Genomic DNA, 16,872 nt, shown 5'->3' on the forward strand with positions numbered 1-16,872 from the left:
TTGCGTACATTGCGGTTTCTTTTACCGCTAAGAGCGCGAGGGATACGCGAAGAACGCTAAGAAAATACAACAGTCAGCCTCTATTGCGAACCTTGCGGGTGCATTGCGTACATTGCGGTTTCCTTTTACCGCTAAGAGCGCGAGGGATACGCGAAGAGATTACGACAGTCAGCCTCCATTACGAACCTTGCGTACATTGCGGTTAAAGAAGAACCAAGATAAGCTGACGAGTTCTGCGTCATAAATGATTTGCAATTCTTTTTATTCCGTTCTTAATAAGGGTTACATTAAAGTTGATCAACATTCCGAGCTTACAACCCGAAAGTTTTAAATACGTTAATACCTGCGCCAAATGAATATCATTTAGTGACTCTACAGCTTTTACTTCCACAATCAGTTTATTTTCGATCAGTAGATCCACGCGATATCCTGCATCCAGTTTTATTTCTTCATAAATGAGCGGCAACGCATCTTGTTTCCGGATAAAAAGCCCGCTTTTGCATAACTCATAAAACAAACATGCCTCATAGGCACTTTCCAGTAATCCCGGACCTAAATGTTGATGAACTTTTAGCGCAGCGTTAAATACGATTCTGGATAGTTCATTTTCTGTCATAGGTAGCTATTTTGATGTTTAACAATAGGTGTGCGCTTATACAATAGCGCATTTCGATAGCATGGTAAATATAAATTAAAAAAAGTAAAAGGTAGGTGGGTGCATTTACTTACCATGGCGGCCTTACATTGCGGTTTCTTTTTAACGCAAGGGGCGCGAGGATTACGCGAAAGGGAGCTAAGAACTACAACGATCCGGCCATCGTGCGAACTTTGCGGGTGCATTGCGGTTTCTTTTACCGCTAAGAGCGCGAAGAAATTACAACGACCCGGTTGCTCCCGTTACCGCGTTCTGTTGGCAGAAATCCAATCTCAAAAAGACCTACGCCTCTTTTGTGGCACCGGTAAGTGCATCGGGAACAACCTCATCTGTTTTCTCAACATTTATACTCACCCGCAATGCGCGGAGCCCTGTTACGCCCTGTAACTCTTCCAGCTCTACGGCTTCCAGGTCGTTCAGCAGCAGTCCTTCTTCCTGCAGATAGGCAATATAATCCCTGTACTCGCGGACCTCGCTTTCATTCAGGTATACCAACGCGATCTTGCCAGGCTGCGTAAGCCGCTCTTCTGAACCCAGGATCCGTACTTTGTCGATCCTTTTTTTAATGACCTGGTAGCGGATGTTGTAACTCCCTTCAACATCAAACTTGTGCTCATCCTGCCTGAAAACGATATCAATGGGCGCCGACCGGATGTAGATCAGCTGTGTTGTTTGCAAGGGAATTTCCAGTTTTGGTAAAAGCGCATGGGTTTCCCGGGCAATTTCTGCCATCACCTGCAATTGCCGCAGGCGAAGGTTTTGCAGGTAGTACCGGCTGAACGGTCTCTGCGGGGCAATATCCTGGCCTACGTAAATGTCAAACTCAAAGCCATCCGTTCTGAATTTTTCAAAATAATACGGGTAAAAGGTCTGCAACTCGTTGTTAAACTGTTCCAGGGAGCTGTTGATCGTATTATTGAGTATTTTTAAGGCATTGTCAAATACCCTTATGTTGTTGAGCGCTTTTCCGGTGCTGGCTTCTGTTTCTTCGAGGTAAGGCCGGATGAGGGGTTGAAGGGTGCTGTCTTTTTCATTCAGATCCTGTAGGAACGGGGCAATTTTGTTGTCGAGGAACTCATTCAGTTTCCCGTATTCAGAATCCCGGATGTCTCCGTGGATTCCGGACAGCCATTTATTGCATTTTACGATCATATCGTCTACCAGCACCAGCCCGGTCTGCTGCCGGATACGCTCCAGCAGCCGGATCAAAAGCTCCAGCTGAAAGGCTGCATCTGCCGCCATTGCTTTATTACGCGCTATGGTCGAGTTCCGTATATCAATGGCTCCATATAATGGGAAAACACTTTTAAAAGAGATCTTCTCAATGGGGCGCTTTTGGTTCGACAGGCGGTTCTCCCGCAGGTAATTCCAGGCAGCCTCATTAAACTTCCACTGTACCGCCGGCTGCAACGCTGTAAATTTATCTTTTACAATATTATCCAGGTGATTGTTGAATTCGTCAATAGAGTTTTTGAGTAGCTGTGCAATCACCGGTAGTGCGTCCTTTAATTTTACCAGGCTCTGCAAATTCAGTACTCCCTTTTTATAGGAATAGATCTCCAGCACCCCGGCCACTTCATTGCTATGAAAAATAGGAAATAAAGCATAGGCCTGGATACCCGCCATATTCAGGAACTGTAATAATTGCCGGGCATCTTCTCCCTGTGCCGTATCATCGATCAGTACCGGTTTGGGATGATTGAGATACTCTTCGGCAAGTTTCTGAAAACTCTTTCCATTGTCGATACAATGATTGGGTTGCAGCAAAATACTGTTGTTACCACTTTCCAGGGTAAAAACCAGTTTATCATTTACCCGCAAATTGGGCAACAGCCCGAATTCTGTTTCAGGGCTGCCCATCAGTACTTTCAGGGAGTGGATCACCTGCTGTGTATCTTCTTTTAAAGCAAACCCATGCCGGCTAAGCGCTATTGCTTTAATATTGTCCACCGCTTGCTCCTGTGTAATATCCGTAACCGTAATAATGGCAAGCCCCCGGAATTTGAATAATGAAAGCGGTAGTTGTTTGATCCCCTGGCTCCAGTCGTAGTCCTCGCCTCTTATGTCCTTTGCCCATTCGATCAGGTTTAACGGCGGAAGCGGCCCCCGGGCCACCACTTCTATAAAACGGGTATCAATGTTTATTCTAAAATAGCGGGGCAGCCCTTTTTCTAAAAAGGAAAGTGCATAACTGACATCATTGCCAATGGGGATCTTCTGGTTATACAGTTTTTCAAAGATCACAGAATAAACGAACTCCATGCGCGTTTGCACCACGGACTTATCCTGTGTTGGCTGGATCACTGACCGGTGCATCAGGTCATTGCCTCCCTGCATCATCTCATAAAAAGCGTCTGTGCCACAGATCACCAGCGGATCCAATGGTACACTGATGGCCCAGATCGTTTTTTCCTCCTCGGCAAAAGCCGGCTCCACCAGGCAATAAACGAGTTCCAGCGCATCCTGGAAGTGCCCCATTTCGTCCACTGTCAGCTCTTCTTTAAGATGGGGATTTGCCAGTAATTTGTTGAGCACAAATTCGAAGAAGTGCTTCTTTATGGTTGTTTCCCGGCGAATCCTTTCTTTCAGGTATTGTATGAGCGGGTCAAATGAAAGTACGTTTTCAATGCCTTCCATCCGGACCGCCTGCCATTTTGTTAAATCAAGTAATTTGGTTTGCATGGTAGTTTAAAATCTGAATCCGATGCTGAAATGAGGATACCAGCCTTCCCTTGAGTATCCGGCCAGGAGCTGTACCACGGCCATCTGTGCCGGTACAAAGTACAGGCCGCCCCCTACTCCTGTATGTATTTTATTACTGTTATCTCCTTCTGCCCAAACCTTTCCGGCATCAAAAAAGCCTGAAAAGCCCAGCTGTCCCGGCAGGATATAGCTCCCGATATCTGCTATCTTCACTCTCAGCTGCAGGTTATTATACAACAGCTGCTCCCCTGCAAACCGGAACTTGCGGTACCCGAGCAGGTTCTCCTGCCCGCCTAAAAACAGCGACTGGTAGAACGGCGCATTCCCCACGGTAGCACCGCCGCCGATCCGATCGGAGAAGACCACATTCCCCGTTGCGCCCAGTTTCCTGAAAAAGGATAGCTCCAGCAATAGCTGCGCAAAGTCCCGGGCGCTAACGTTCAGCCCCTTAAACCCCTGTACTCTCAGGTTCAAAAGTCCCCCGGAAGTGGGGAGCAACGGGTTATCCCTTGAGTCTGCCTCATAGTTTAAAACAAGTCCCGTGTAATTTTTGTTCTGATCTACAGTGTTACTGTCATACGTACCAACAAGTGCGGGTGTTGCAATCAGTTTTCCCTGGTTGTGATCTGCATCGTAACGGTAATGCTGGAAAAAAGGCGACACAGACAGGGTCCTTGTATCTTTAAAGCGCCATCTCAGTCCCGGTGCAATATCAACAAGTGTGAACCGGGCACGGTAGTATCCTATCCCCTTTGTTTTGTCGTATCCTGTTCCGTTACCCAACCCAAAGAAGTTCTGTACATTATCGGGAGCCATGACCCGGCCCGTGACCACCAGGTCTGCCTTCCCGATGGCATGCAGCCAGTCGCTTTTAAACCGGAAACTGTTCGCACCGGAAGAAAAGGAATGCAGGTACGATAACTGGTGCGCATTTGCGTACGGTTTTTTCCGGAAGCCCTGGTTCACAAACCGCACTCCCAATCCCAGCATGATCCCATCATCCCTGTTAAAACCAAGGTTGGGGCGTATAAAGTACCGGTTGTACAGATCGGTTGGCACATAGGCGGTGTTGCTGCTGTCATTCGACAGCCGCTTCCTGATGCTTTGATCTTCCCCCGTAAAATGAACCTGTTCTTTTTTCCCGTATATGCGGATATTCTTTCTTCCTTTGAGCACCTGGTATTGTTTTTCATCGTTGTTCCCGATGATCCGCAATCTTATTTTAGACCGGGCATTGATCAGCACACGGTCATTGCCGGAATGTATGTACAGGCGGACCTCTTTGGTAACAGCGGGGTCAAATACGCGCTCGAACAACTGATCCGAAACAGCATCTTCCTTATTGATCTTATGAATGCTGATCTTAAGCCCCCCGTTGCCGGCATCGGTGATCTGTACCAGCTCTTTCTTATCGGAGGTTTGTATGTCTACCACCCGGTTGTAAAACCGGTAGTAGGTGGTCATTGCTTCCGGAAGGCGGTTGCGCCGTTCTTTCAGGATCGCCAGGAACCGGTCGTGATCCATAGCATAGGAAGATGCCGGCAACCGTTTCAGCGCCGCTTCCAGCACCGAATCGGTGACTGCCGCGGTAAAACCATGTACCAGCTGCATCCACTGGTCGTAATTGTACTGGTTAAAAAAGCGGCCATTCAATCCCCTGCCCGCCATAAAATAGGCATTTATTTTTTTGATCCGGCCCGTAAAATCATGAAACCGCGGCATGATCGAAGGACCGGAAGCAATGGTAGGCAGGATGCCCTGCACCACGTGGAAAACCTGGTCGCGGTCCCGCGGCACCGGCACATACCGGCGATCTTTCTTCTTTTTATCATAGGCCCAGCGCCACTGGTCTTCATGCCGGTCCCAGTCTCCCACAAGCAGGTCTACCAGGCGGGCTTTGAAATAGGTGGCGGTATCTACGGTATTGTCATTATCCTTCAGCAGGTTCTTATACATTTTCTCGGTATTGTCCGATTTGCCGATCGGTTCCCGCTCTTCCAGCAAACAAACCTTGTTGAAAAAATTATCCGCATAGGGCAGCAGCGCCGTATCGGGTGCCACTACACCAATTACCGGGTTGGCATGGGGCACCCCCGCCGCTTCCGCAATCGGAGGCACAATAAGGGCCGAATAGGGATGTTGCCCGCTCAGGGCATCCGTAACGGCATCCTTTGCAAACGTATTCCGCAGAGCTTCCGGCAGCAGGATTTCCATATTCTTGTTCACGTTGCGCAGCACCCATTCTTCCCCGGAAGGACTTACCAGCCGGAGCGATTTGGTTTGAAGGCCGCCGCCCTCTTTTACCGGCGTTAGCCCTCCGCTGATCTGTGAAATCCGCAGCACCGGCAGTTTAGCGGGAGCTGCCCATTCCTTTCTGAAATTTTCCCCGAACCAGATACGGTGACCGGCGCCCGGCTTATCAAGCGCTTCATTGGTACGTACCACCACACTATCCATTGCTGCCAGGGATGCATCGTTCACCGCCTTTAGCTGCTGCCCGGGTGTGATAAACGGCAGGCGGTATGTAAAGGCCTCTTGCATATGCCCGCCTTCCATCATATAGTAGCGGATCTTCAACACGCCGCCGGTAAGAATATCTACGATTACAAAGCCGCTGTTCTTTTTGGCAAACAGGCTATGTGGCCCCTTTTTTACATAGGCATTTTTTGCCCCGGCGCCGCTTACGATCTGTACTTCCTGCCCTTTTATAAATTGCAGCCCATGCTCATGCCCCGCCACATGCACGAGGTTTTTATACCCGCTGAATACACTGTCAATAAGGGCCGTCATTTCTTTATAATCCGGATGCCCCTGGTCCTCGGGGTTGGGAATGCTGCTCCGGAGCAGGGGGTAAAGCGACCCGACCACCGGCAGGGGAATATAAAGGTTCTTATTCAGGTTGGTCAGCGGAAAGATATGGTCCTTCAGGTTATAACGGCCTCCATGCACGCCATAGCTCTGGAACGGGTGGTGGCAAACCAGGAAGATCATTTTACCTCGGTTACGGCTTACGATTTCGGACAGCTTTTCCAGGAACGCCTCCTTTGTGCTGCAGGCACATTCTTCGCTGTTCTTTTCATGCTGGAACAACCACCATTCGCTGTCGAAGGCGATCAATACCACATTTTCCGAAACCGGAACCTCTTCCGGGCCGGGGCAGCCTTTTCCGGGCAGCAGCTTTAAATTGGGATTGTTTTGTCCGTTCAAAAAAGCATCCTGGGCCAGGATCTTCCGGTATCCTTGTTTGCCCATACGGTCCCAATCGTGGTTGCCCGGTACAAACAGCACTTTTGCCCCCTTCTGAAGCATGGGTTCGTATTGTGCCGACAGTACCTTTTCTGCTGCGGAAATGGCTGCGGTATCTTTCAGCGGCATCCCGTTCGGATAAATATTATCCCCCAGGAACAATACCGTTGTTCTTTGATCCAATACGTTCTCCGCGGCTGTTTGAATCACCGCAGACTGATGGGGATTGATCTCCCCTGCATCCCCGATCAGTATCAGGCGGTTTTGAACAGAATCCTGCGCCTGTATCCCGGTAAGCGGAATGAATAATAAAAGATATCCGATCATTTTCTTCAGCATAGGGGCTATTGTTTAAGCGCAAACTTTAAAACGGTGCCATAAGCTGCCTGATCTTTTTCGTTGCTGATCCATAAATTCCCTGCTTTGTCAAAGGCAATTCCTTCGGGCTGCGGAAATAGGGAGGGTTTCAGGGTATGGGTTTCCTTTACATGCCACTCCCTGTCTGCTACCAACAGCAACTTATTCACAGAAGATAAGATATACCATTCACCAGTCTTCGGGTTCCGGGCAAGGGCACTGGGTTTTAAAGCCGCCTTTTTTGATTTGCCGTTCTGCAGGGTGGCCGCATCCAGTGTAAACGTCGTTTTTGTAACCAGCTCCCCACCGGTCCATTGTAAAATATACCCCGTAACCTGGCTGGTCTTTTTATCCGCTTCACATTGTTTACACAGCACATACACCTCATTATTCTGCGGGTCTGCATAAAGCGCTTCATATTCCCCCGCAGGCACGGCCTTTTTCCATTCCTTTACGGAAGCCGCTTCGGGTTGCGCCGTTTCATTCAACGGAAAAGCATACAAACTGCCATCGCTCCTCAATACAACGATATTGCCGTTGCTTACCGAAAGGTCTTCATAATCCCCTTTCCTGCCAAACTTTGTCGCTGCCAGCGCTTCGCTGCCCGGTTGAAAATGAAATACGGTTCCCTTTTCATCCTGAACAGCATAAAGCGTATCGCTGTTTGTAAAGGTGATCCCGGAGATCTCGTCGAGTATCACCGGCATTTTAAAGGTTTCGGGGCGGGACAGATCATAACCGGCCGGGCTCGTATATTCCTTCTGCCCCATGCAGGAAACCGCCGCAAGGGAAAAAAGCAGGATACCGAATTTATTCATCTTTCGTATTTTTCTTTTAAGTAAAGGTAAATACCCCGTTGCGATCTGAAGGCACTTTTGTTCCCCCACAATGGTACGTCCCGGGCCTCATCCCCCACCCGGACAGCCGCAGCCGTATCTTCCCACTGCATCTGCAGGATGGTTATCAGCTCCTTTTCAAGCTCCGGATCATTTACCGGGAAGCAAACCTCTATCCTCCGGTACAGGTTCCGGTTCATCCAATCGGCCGAGCCCAGGTACACCTGGGGGTCGCCATTGTTCTCAAATAAAAAGATGCGCCCATGTTCCAGATAACGGTCTACGATCCTTTTTACTTTAATCCGGCTGCTTAAGTTTTCCACACCGGGTACCAGCCGGCAAATACCACGTACGATCAGGTTGATGGTTACTCCGGCGCAGCTGGCCTCATAGAGTTTGGAGATCATGACCTCCTCTTCAAGATTATTGAGCTTTATGGTAATGCCGGCTTTTCGCCCAGCGCGCGCATGCCCGATTTCCGCGTCGATCCTTTTAAGGAACTCCTGCTGCAGGTTAAACTGTGCCACCAGTAGTGTGGTAAACAGGGCTTGTTCTTCCGGCAGCGGTTTGCGCCGCTTGGCCAGGAAGATAAAAAGGAGTTCGAGTTCCCGGAGCAGCTCCGGCCGGGCAGTGAACAGGATATGATCCGTATAGATCCGGGCAGAGGATTCATTAAAATTTCCGGTGGAGAAAAGACCAAAATCTTTTAGCCGTCCCTCTTTGCGGATCCGGACCAGGGCTACTTTTGCGTGGACCTTCAGCCCCGGAATACTGTAAATGATCTTTACCCCTGCGGCCTTCATCGTTTTAGCCCACCGGATATTGTTCTCTTCATCAAAACGGGCTTTCAGCTCAACGAAGGCCGTCACTTTTTTCCCATTCTTTGCTGCGGTGATCAGGGCGTTTGCGATCCTCGAATCCCGTGCCACCCGGTACATGGTGGTATATACTTCTGCCACATCCGGGTTGATGGCCGCCTCGTTAAAGAACCGTAATACCGCATCATAAGAACAATAGGGTGTGTGCACGATAAAATCTTTGACGGCAATATGCTCAAACAGGGAGGGCGCTTCCGATACCAGCGAAAAGGCCGGTTCCGGAGGATAAAGCAGGAAGCGCGGCTTTACCGGGAACGAAAAAAAATCTTTCAGGTTGTGATAATACCCCCCGGAAGTGGTATTAGCTCCCTGTAATCCATACGTTTCTATGAGCGAGTGCAACAACTCCGCCGGCAGATCGGGCGGGTATAAAAGGCGCGTAGCCAGCCCAAAATCCCGTTTCTGGATCTCCGCTTCTATTTTTACGGCAATATCGCCGGCATATTCATCCTGCAGGCTCAGCTCCGCATCCCGGGTTATCTTAATATTATATGCGCCATTGATGACCGCGTCCTTAAAGATCACACCCAGGTGCATCCGGATGATATCATCTATAAAAAGCACATAGGTGATCCCCTCATAAACGGTGTGCAGAAAACGGGGCACTTTATCTGAAGGGATGCTTACAATGCAGGAGCCCCGGCCGGATTCCTGCTCCAGCGCTACCAGCATATACAGCTTATTGTTTTCGAGAAATGCCGGTTTTTCGGCATTCAACGGTATCAATACAATATAAGCCGCCAGTACATCAAAAAAATACGCCTTTACGATTGCATGGATGCCTTCCGGAATGGGCTCATTATATACCAGGTAAATTTGCTCCTGCCGGAGCGCAGGAATGATCTGCTCCCGCAGTATATAGCCAAATCGTTGCTGTTGCCGGTTGATCAGCTCTTTTACCACATCCGTTACCTGCAGGGTTGTACCCGCCTCCAGTTTCCCGATCGCTTTTATCACCGGCATGCGCACCCGGTAAAATTCATCCAGGTTCGAAGAATAAATAGCAAGAAAGTTGACCCGTTCCAGCAATGGCACTTCCTGCCTTGCAGCCTCCTCCAGCACACGGCCGTTAAACTGTAACCAGCTGATGTCCCGGTCATTCCATTTTTGCAAAATCTCCATCACCTATTATTGACCGTTAGTCATTCAGGATCATGGCAATTAAAAAACCGATCACCGAAAAAATGATCCCGAACATAAAAATATTATATGCCAGCCGCAATAATTTGTATTTCCTTCCCAAAACCACTCCCTGCGAAAATACGTCTTTGATCAGGGTGTCATACAGGAAATCCTTGTCTCCCATGATCTTTCGCATACCCGAGGCATATTCATCGAGGTGCATCCGGTAAAAATTACCAAAGAACAGCAGGTTGATCTTTTTTGAATCGACGTCTTCTTTTGTAAATATACCATTGGGCAAACTGGGGCGTGTGGCCAGTATCCCCACCACCATGGTAATGACCGCCGTGGAGAGGATCAGGAAGGTTGGGTATACCAGCGGGTCTTTTGCATCCAGCTTTCTTAGCAGCAAGGTGATGATGGCGGATAAAATGATCGAGTTCACGGTAATGAGGATCTGCGCTTTGTTATCGGCCATATCGCTCAGCCGCTGGTTATTGGTGGAAGTGATCCGGAACATCGTTTCTATACCCCGGCCGGGGTCCTTCGGGTTCTTTTTACCGGGCGTGGCCGGTTCGGTGCTGTGATCGCTTGCGGGTAATTGAGCCTCCGCTGCCTTTTCCTGTTGTTTGGCAAGCAGCTTTCCCAGGTTCTCCTGTTTTTTATCATTTAAAAGCAGCCGGCAGTAGTCCGTATGATACCGGTGCTGCTGCAAAAGCCGGATGGTACTGCTGCGCCAATCCTCTTTGGAGATCCTTTTCTGAAAAACGGCTTCCTCTTCTTTACGCATCAACTTATTAAACGTGTCAAAATCGGCCGTACCCAGGTGAAAAAGATCGGCGTCGCAAACGATGGCTTCCAGCCGGTTGGCCGGCTGCTGGGGCATTTTTGTAGCCCTTATACAACCGGAAACCGCCGTTATAAAAGCGGCGTCTGCGTTCTTTGTTGCAAGATACTCAGCTGCCAGGCGGGCGCCGGTTTCTTCATGACCCGTGCGTTCACCGGCGTAATATCCCAGGTCGTGAAACCAGGCGGCAATCACCACCGTTGCATATTCCGGTTCCGGAAGCTGGTAATGATCCGCAATTTGCTTTGCTGCAGCAACTGCATGGGTAATATGCTCCAGGTTATGATAATGCAACCCGGGCCTGACATGATCAGCAATGTATTGCGCTACATAATACGCCGCATCCGGCAATAGGGCAGTGTACTCCATTGTATCTTTTTAAATATACCGCAGGCCTGTTACCTGTTTACAGGAAAAATAGCGGCTGTTAAAGATACGACGGGGAATTCAAAAAGCTCATTCCTGCAGGGAGCGGGTCCGGCGGCTTGTTTACCGCGGCTCCTCAGGGCGCTTATGAAAAACCTGTTTACAGCGCTTTTATTATTTACCGGCCTTCCCGTGAAACAGTCTTTCTTAAAGAAACAACCCGAAGCGGACCAGCTCGCGAAAGCCGGAACAGTCCAGTTTACGCATAATATTCTTACGATGGGTTTTTACGGTTTCGCAGGAGATAAACAGCTGTTCGGCGATTTCTCCATTATGCTGACCTTCTATGATCATAGAAAGGATCTTCCGTTCCCGTTTTGTGAGGCTTTGAAACAGGAGAAGGTTCTTTTTTAAAAAATCATGCTCATTTAAAAACCGTTTGAACCGCGCCATGTAATAGGGAAGATCCTGCGCATCCATTTCCAAGCGGATCACGGCCTTGGCCTTCTCCTTATTCCAGTCTATCGCAATAGACGGTTTATGATCCGGTAACGGGGCAACGGGATCTTCTTTTTTTGCCAGCCACTCCAGGGCCTGTTCTTCATGTGAAAAAAATCCGGGGCGCAGGGGCGCCTTTCCCTGCTCAAAGATTTCGTAAACGGAAAGCATTGCCAGTACATCCTGGCTTACCAGGATGCCCACTTTTTGGGTCACCCCCTTTTGCGAACCCGGATAATTCAGAAAAGAATCGGTCCACTTTTGTTCCTGGGGTGTAATAATATGGCGGAACTTTGTATTGTCCCAAAACGTATACCGCGGAAGTACCCGCTCATAGACCTCCTTAAAAGCCCGGATGGCCCGCACATATTCTCCCGAGGTTTTACATTTCAGGAAGTCACCCTTCAATATATCCGCCGCGGGAATATATTCGATCGAGAACTCGTCCGTTTTGTAAAGGTTTTGAGACATGGCTTTTATATTAGAACAAAGGTACATATAATGAGGCTCCCCAAGGTACAGATGTCCGGCTTTTTCGCAGCAGGTACAGCCCGGTAACCCGCCGGAAGGCGGATCCGGACGGAAACCGGCTTCATCTGCAGGAAAAGCCGCCGCTGAAGCATTCCGGAGGATCAATTAAGAGGTCTTTGCCCTGTTTTCCGGAATGATAAAGTATCTTTGCCGCTCATAAAAATCTGGAGCAGTTCATGAGTACACAATCCTTTTCCGAACAGGAAAAAATAAGAAGAGAGAAATTACAAAAATTAAAAGAGGCAGGCGTTGATCCCTATCCGGCGGCATTGTACCCGGTAAGTCATTTTTCTGCCGATATAAAAGACCAGTTTACCGAAGAAAACAAGGCGGCCTTTGCCCAGGTATGTGTTGCCGGTCGTATTATGAGTATCAATGACAAGGGCAAAGTTTTTTTCATCAAGATCCAGGACAAACAGGGACTGATCCAGCTCTACGTAAAACGGGATGAACTTTGCCCCGGCGAGGATAAATCATTTTGGGATAACGTGGTAAAACACGGGCTCGACCTGGGAGATTTCATCGGTGTTACCGGGTTTGTATTTATTACCAAGACCGGGGAAACCTCGATCCATACACAGACCCTTACCCTGCTGGCTAAATCATTAAAGCCTTTACCCGTAGTAAAGCGCGATGAGGAGGGGAACGTTTTTGATGAGGTTACCGATCCGGAATTCAAATACCGGCAGCGTTATGCAGACCTGATCATTAACCCCGCAGTGCGGGAAACCTTTCTCAAACGTACCCTCCTGGTGAACTCGATCCGGGATTTTCTGAATAAAGAAGGCGCCCTGGAGGTAGATACGCCGGTATTGCAATCCATCCCCGGAGGCGCAGCGGCCCGCCCGTTTAAAACACATCATAATGCGCTGGATGTGCCGTTTTATTTGCGCATTGCCAATGAGCTTTATTTAAAAAGACTGATCGTGGGCGGTTTTGACTGGGTGTATGAATTCAGCCGCAACTTCCGCAATGAAGGAATGGACCGTACCCATAATCCTGAATTTACCATCCTGGAGTTCTATGTGGCCTATAAAGACTATTACTGGATGATGGAAACGACCGAACAATTGCTGGAAAAAGCGGCACAGGATGTTTGCGGCACCACCGATGTTCCGGTTAGCGATAAAACCATTTCTTTTAAGGCGCCTTTTCAACGGGTTTCTATTTATGATGCCATTAAGGAGCATACCGGTCATGACGTAAGCACGCTGGATGAAGAAGGGTTACGCGCCGTTTGTGCCGGACTGAATATTCATGTAGATAAAACAATGGGCAAGGGCAAACTTATCGACGAGATCTTTGGCGCAAAATGCGAAGCACATTATATACAGCCCACTTTTATTATTGACTACCCGGTGGAGATGAGTCCGCTTACCAAGAAGCATCGCAGCAAACCAGGGCTGGTAGAACGGTTTGAGCTGATGATTAACGGGAAGGAAATTGCCAATGCCTACTCTGAGCTCAATGACCCTATAGAGCAGCGGGAGCGGTTTGAAGAACAGGCTAAGCTGCTGGAGCGGGGTGATGAAGAAGCCATGTACATCGACTACGATTTTTTACGGGCACTGGAATATGGCATGCCGCCTACCTCCGGTATCGGCTTTGGTGTAGACCGCCTGGTGATGTTGCTGACGAATCAGCCGTCGATACAGGATGTATTGCTCTTCCCGCAAATGCGGCCGGAGAAGCTGTCCTGAACCTGTTAGGTTTAATAAACCTGGCAGGTTCAGGAGGAGGCGCCGGCAACGGCGCTTTTTTTATCTTTATAAATAAAAGGAATGCCTGCAACAAATAACAATACCTACCTCAATACGGCCGCCTGTGGTCTTATCTCGCCCTCCGTTCTAAAAGCCGGCACCGGCCTGTATGATCATTTTGCGCAGAACAGTTCAGGGGCTGCTGAGCACTGGCGCGATGTGGAACGGTTGCAGATCAAAGAAAACATAGCGGGCTTTATAGGCGCCCCCGCTGCCGATATCGCCCTGATCCCGAATTTTTCCTTTGGGATGAATGCCGTGGTACAGGCACTGACCGGCCGGGAAAAAGTACTGCTGTATAAAAAAGATTTCCCGTCTGTGTATGCTCCCTTTGTTATTAACAAGTTTGACATCGTATGGCTCGATGATGAAAACGGGTTTACCATCGACCCCGATAAAATTGAATCCATCATCCGGGAACAACACATAGACCTCGTAGCCATCAGCCACGTGCAGTGGCAAAGCGGTTTCAGGCTCAACATTAAAGCTCTTTGCCTCCTGTGCCGGCAGCACGGAGTGCGTACCATCATTGATGCCACACAAAGCCTGGGGGCTGTGGATCTTCAAATTCCTGATACAGATCCTGATGTTTTAATTTCCAGCAATTACAAATGGATGAATGCCGGTTTTGGCAATGGTATTTTATACATGAACCCCCGCTTTGCGGCACAGTACCCGGCAAAGATAACGGGGATGAACAGCAATACCTTTCATATTGCCGGTAACGGGTTCAGCTTCGACGGTGGCGTGGCCAACTATGAACCGGGCAGTCTGAATATGTTTGGATTTGCTGTTTTAAACCAGGCCATCCTGGAAAAGAAAGCGTCTGGAATGCCTTTTATTGAACAGCACAACCGGGCACTTACCAAAATGCTGCTGGAGGAACTTGCATCATTGCCGGTATCCATCATTGGTCCTGCGGCTGTAGAACACAGAAGCTCTATTGTTGTGCTGGAAGACAAAAACGGGCTGCATGCGCATCTTTCCCAAAATAACGTGATCACTACCGGGCGGAATGGCCTGGTACGTATCAGCATTCATTTGCACAACACAGAAGCGGATATCGACACGGTGGTCTGCTGCATTAAAGACTGGGCAAAACTGTAAATACCGGAATCCATAATTGCTACTTGATTTGCAGCCCACCAATACAGTCATTCATTTTTTACATCTGCAATCGATACTAATTGGCTATCTTATTTTTGCTGCAGCAACTTTCATTTCTTTCACAATCCTGGTGATGGTAGCTTTGGCGGTGTTAAACCCATTGGTGCCATTAGGATTGGCTTTATAGTGCCTGCTTTGCCAAACAGTTTGGTCTTCTTTATCGGTTACCCTGAGATAGGCCTTGGTAGTAATGCCGCCCCAGGACCAGGCCGTAACGCCACGATGTGTTTGCGCTTCAAGATGGAGTATAAGGTCTGCCTGTTTGCGCCCGGCCGTTATCTGCCAGTAGCCCCATTCTTTTAGCTGCTTGATCAGTTCAGAACGTACAGCCGCCTCATGCGCATCGCCTGTTGCAGCCACAACAAAAGCCTTTTTACCCTGCTGAAGGTTCGGTGTCTGAGCACTGCAAACACTAACGGCCAGCAAAAGAAAAACCGTGAGTACCTGTTTCATTTGTATGATTTTTTTCTGCGTATTAAACCCTGTTTCGAAAATCCGGAAGAAGGCGACCCTTTGTTATATACTTTTTACAAAAAGATCGTAAAGCCCAATGTTGGGGAAAACTGGTTGGTTTTAAACTTATCGTTTTTATCTTCCTTACTGGTTAAAGACTCATGCGAATAGCTCAACTGAAGATCTACCGAGCTCTTTTTATTTACAAAGCAGGACACCCCTAATCCCCCGCCAATAAGCAACCCGGAAAACTTGTTTTTGTCTTCACCGGTTCCGGTCATTTCATACCCTCCGGCCACCACTACATAGGGTTTAAGCGATGCTTTGATGCAGATAGCGGTTTGCATTCTGCTCAAAACGTTGCTGTAAAGTTGGTATGCATTGCTTTTAAAAACAATCCTCGGAAACCCTGATTTTTTTCTCATGGTTTTCCCTGAGATGCCGTTTAGAAAAAGTCAGCCCCTTTTTTAAGCATTGTCTGCTCATTAACCATAATCACTTCATTAACGTTGTTGCGCTCTTTTGTCCTGGACATATAAGTGGTGTACTCCCGAAGCTTCGCATGCCTTTTAGGGCAAAGAAAAAGGGTCAGAAAGAGCATTGGTGTACGGATCGTGTAATTTGACCGATTGCTGCATGAATCAGCAAGCCCTCATAGGGTTTAACAACGGAAAGGTATCAACAAAAAGCCTGCACGGCTCCCGGAACCGTACAGGCAAAATCTTAAACCCTTACCAGGTTAACTCAGTTGTTGAAAAACAATGGCCGCCAGCAGCGCGCCGATCAGGGGGCCTACAACGGGGATCCAGCTATAACTCCAGTCGCTGCTGCCTTTTTTGCCAATCGGCAACAGCGCATGCATAATGCGCGGGCCCAGGTCCCTGGCGGGATTGATGGCGTACCCGGTGGGGCCGCCAAGGCTTAAGCCGATGGCCAGCACGATAAACGCAACAGGCAATGCATCCAGCGCACCCAAACTATTGAAAGGCGCAATAATAAACAATACGGAAAGGATCAGGATAAAAGTACCGATAGCCTCCGTTACCAGGTTATGGCCTGCATTGCGGATAGCAGGTACCGTACTGAACACGGCCAGCTTTGCCACAGTATCGTCTGTTTCAATAAAATGCTGCCGGTAAGCCGCCCATACACCCAGCTGCCCCAGCATAGCGCCCAGCAATTGGCCGCCCAGGTATTGCGGGATCGTTGCCGTTTCTATTTTGCCAAGATAGGCCAGTGCTGCCGTAACGGCGGGATTCAGGTGCGCCCCGCTTGCTTTTGATGAAACAAAGACCCCTACAAAAACGGCCATAGCCCAACCGAATGTAATAACGATCCAGCCGCTATTGTTGCCTTTTGTTTTATTTAATACCACGTTGGCCACCACTCCGTTCCCCAAAATAATAAGAAAGAATGTACCAATTAATTCACTTGTAAAAATATTCATATGGTT

The 16,872-nt window shown here is 48.6% G+C and carries 12 protein-coding genes; 2 read left to right on the forward strand and 10 right to left on the reverse strand.

The features are described 5' to 3' along the window. Positions 1-238: 238 nt before the first annotated feature. The 7 genes from BLS44_RS19160 to BLS44_RS19190 form a co-directional block, all read right to left on the reverse strand. Positions 239-616, reverse strand: a complete 378-nt coding sequence (locus tag BLS44_RS19160) for a GxxExxY protein (protein WP_090391854.1) — start codon at positions 614-616, stop codon at positions 239-241. 321 nt (positions 617-937) lie between these two features. Next, the gene (locus tag BLS44_RS19165) at positions 938-3,337 is read right to left on the reverse strand and encodes a GAF domain-containing protein (protein WP_090391855.1); all 2,400 of its coding nucleotides are present in this window, start codon (positions 3,335-3,337) and stop codon (positions 938-940) included. A gap of 6 nt (positions 3,338-3,343) precedes the next feature. Continuing rightward, positions 3,344-6,943, reverse strand: coding sequence for a BamA/TamA family outer membrane protein (locus BLS44_RS19170; protein ID WP_090391856.1), 3,600 nt, complete (start codon positions 6,941-6,943; stop codon positions 3,344-3,346). A gap of 5 nt (positions 6,944-6,948) precedes the next feature. Further along, positions 6,949-7,779 carry an SdiA-regulated domain-containing protein gene (locus tag BLS44_RS19175; RefSeq protein WP_090391857.1) on the reverse strand — a complete coding sequence of 277 codons (831 nt, stop codon included), beginning with the start codon at positions 7,777-7,779 and terminating at the stop codon, positions 6,949-6,951. After that, positions 7,776-9,797 carry a polyphosphate kinase 1 gene (ppk1, locus tag BLS44_RS19180; protein WP_090391858.1) on the reverse strand — a complete coding sequence of 674 codons (2,022 nt, stop codon included), beginning with the start codon at positions 9,795-9,797 and terminating at the stop codon, positions 7,776-7,778. Before ppk1 ends, BLS44_RS19175 begins: the two co-directional genes overlap by 4 nt. 16 nt (positions 9,798-9,813) lie before the next feature. Beyond that, complete coding sequence (locus BLS44_RS19185) at positions 9,814-11,013, reverse strand: Pycsar system effector family protein (RefSeq protein ID WP_090391859.1); 1,200 nt, start codon at positions 11,011-11,013, stop codon at positions 9,814-9,816. A 204-nt stretch (positions 11,014-11,217) separates the two neighbouring features. Then, positions 11,218-11,979: a helix-turn-helix domain-containing protein gene (locus tag BLS44_RS19190; protein WP_176954487.1), complete on the reverse strand. Its 762-nt coding sequence runs from the start codon at positions 11,977-11,979 to the stop codon at positions 11,218-11,220. A 236-nt stretch (positions 11,980-12,215) separates the two neighbouring features. Between BLS44_RS19190 and lysS the strand changes: the two genes are divergently transcribed. After that, positions 12,216-13,739: a lysine--tRNA ligase gene (lysS, locus tag BLS44_RS19195; protein ID WP_090391861.1), complete on the forward strand. Its 1,524-nt coding sequence runs from the start codon at positions 12,216-12,218 to the stop codon at positions 13,737-13,739. 81 nt (positions 13,740-13,820) lie between these two features. Continuing rightward, positions 13,821-14,906, forward strand: a complete 1,086-nt coding sequence (locus tag BLS44_RS19200; protein ID WP_090391862.1) for an aminotransferase class V-fold PLP-dependent enzyme — start codon at positions 13,821-13,823, stop codon at positions 14,904-14,906. 84 nt (positions 14,907-14,990) lie between these two features. Here the strand turns inward: BLS44_RS19200 and BLS44_RS19205 are convergent, their stop codons facing one another. The 3 genes from BLS44_RS19205 to BLS44_RS19215 all read right to left on the reverse strand — a co-directional run bounded on the left by BLS44_RS19205 (position 14,991) and on the right by BLS44_RS19215 (position 16,866). Then, positions 14,991-15,419 carry a hypothetical protein gene (locus BLS44_RS19205; protein ID WP_090391863.1) on the reverse strand — a complete coding sequence of 143 codons (429 nt, stop codon included), beginning with the start codon at positions 15,417-15,419 and terminating at the stop codon, positions 14,991-14,993. A gap of 74 nt (positions 15,420-15,493) precedes the next feature. Beyond that, positions 15,494-15,775: a hypothetical protein gene (locus BLS44_RS19210; protein ID WP_143019851.1), complete on the reverse strand. Its 282-nt coding sequence runs from the start codon at positions 15,773-15,775 to the stop codon at positions 15,494-15,496. Between the two features lie 383 nt (positions 15,776-16,158). Beyond that, positions 16,159-16,866, reverse strand: a complete 708-nt coding sequence (locus BLS44_RS19215; protein ID WP_090391865.1) for an MIP/aquaporin family protein — start codon at positions 16,864-16,866, stop codon at positions 16,159-16,161. Positions 16,867-16,872: the final 6 nt, after the last annotated feature.

Origin of the sequence: Niabella drilacis (assembly GCF_900101395.1) — a bacterium.
GTDB lineage: Bacteria > Bacteroidota > Bacteroidia > Chitinophagales > Chitinophagaceae > Niabella > Niabella drilacis.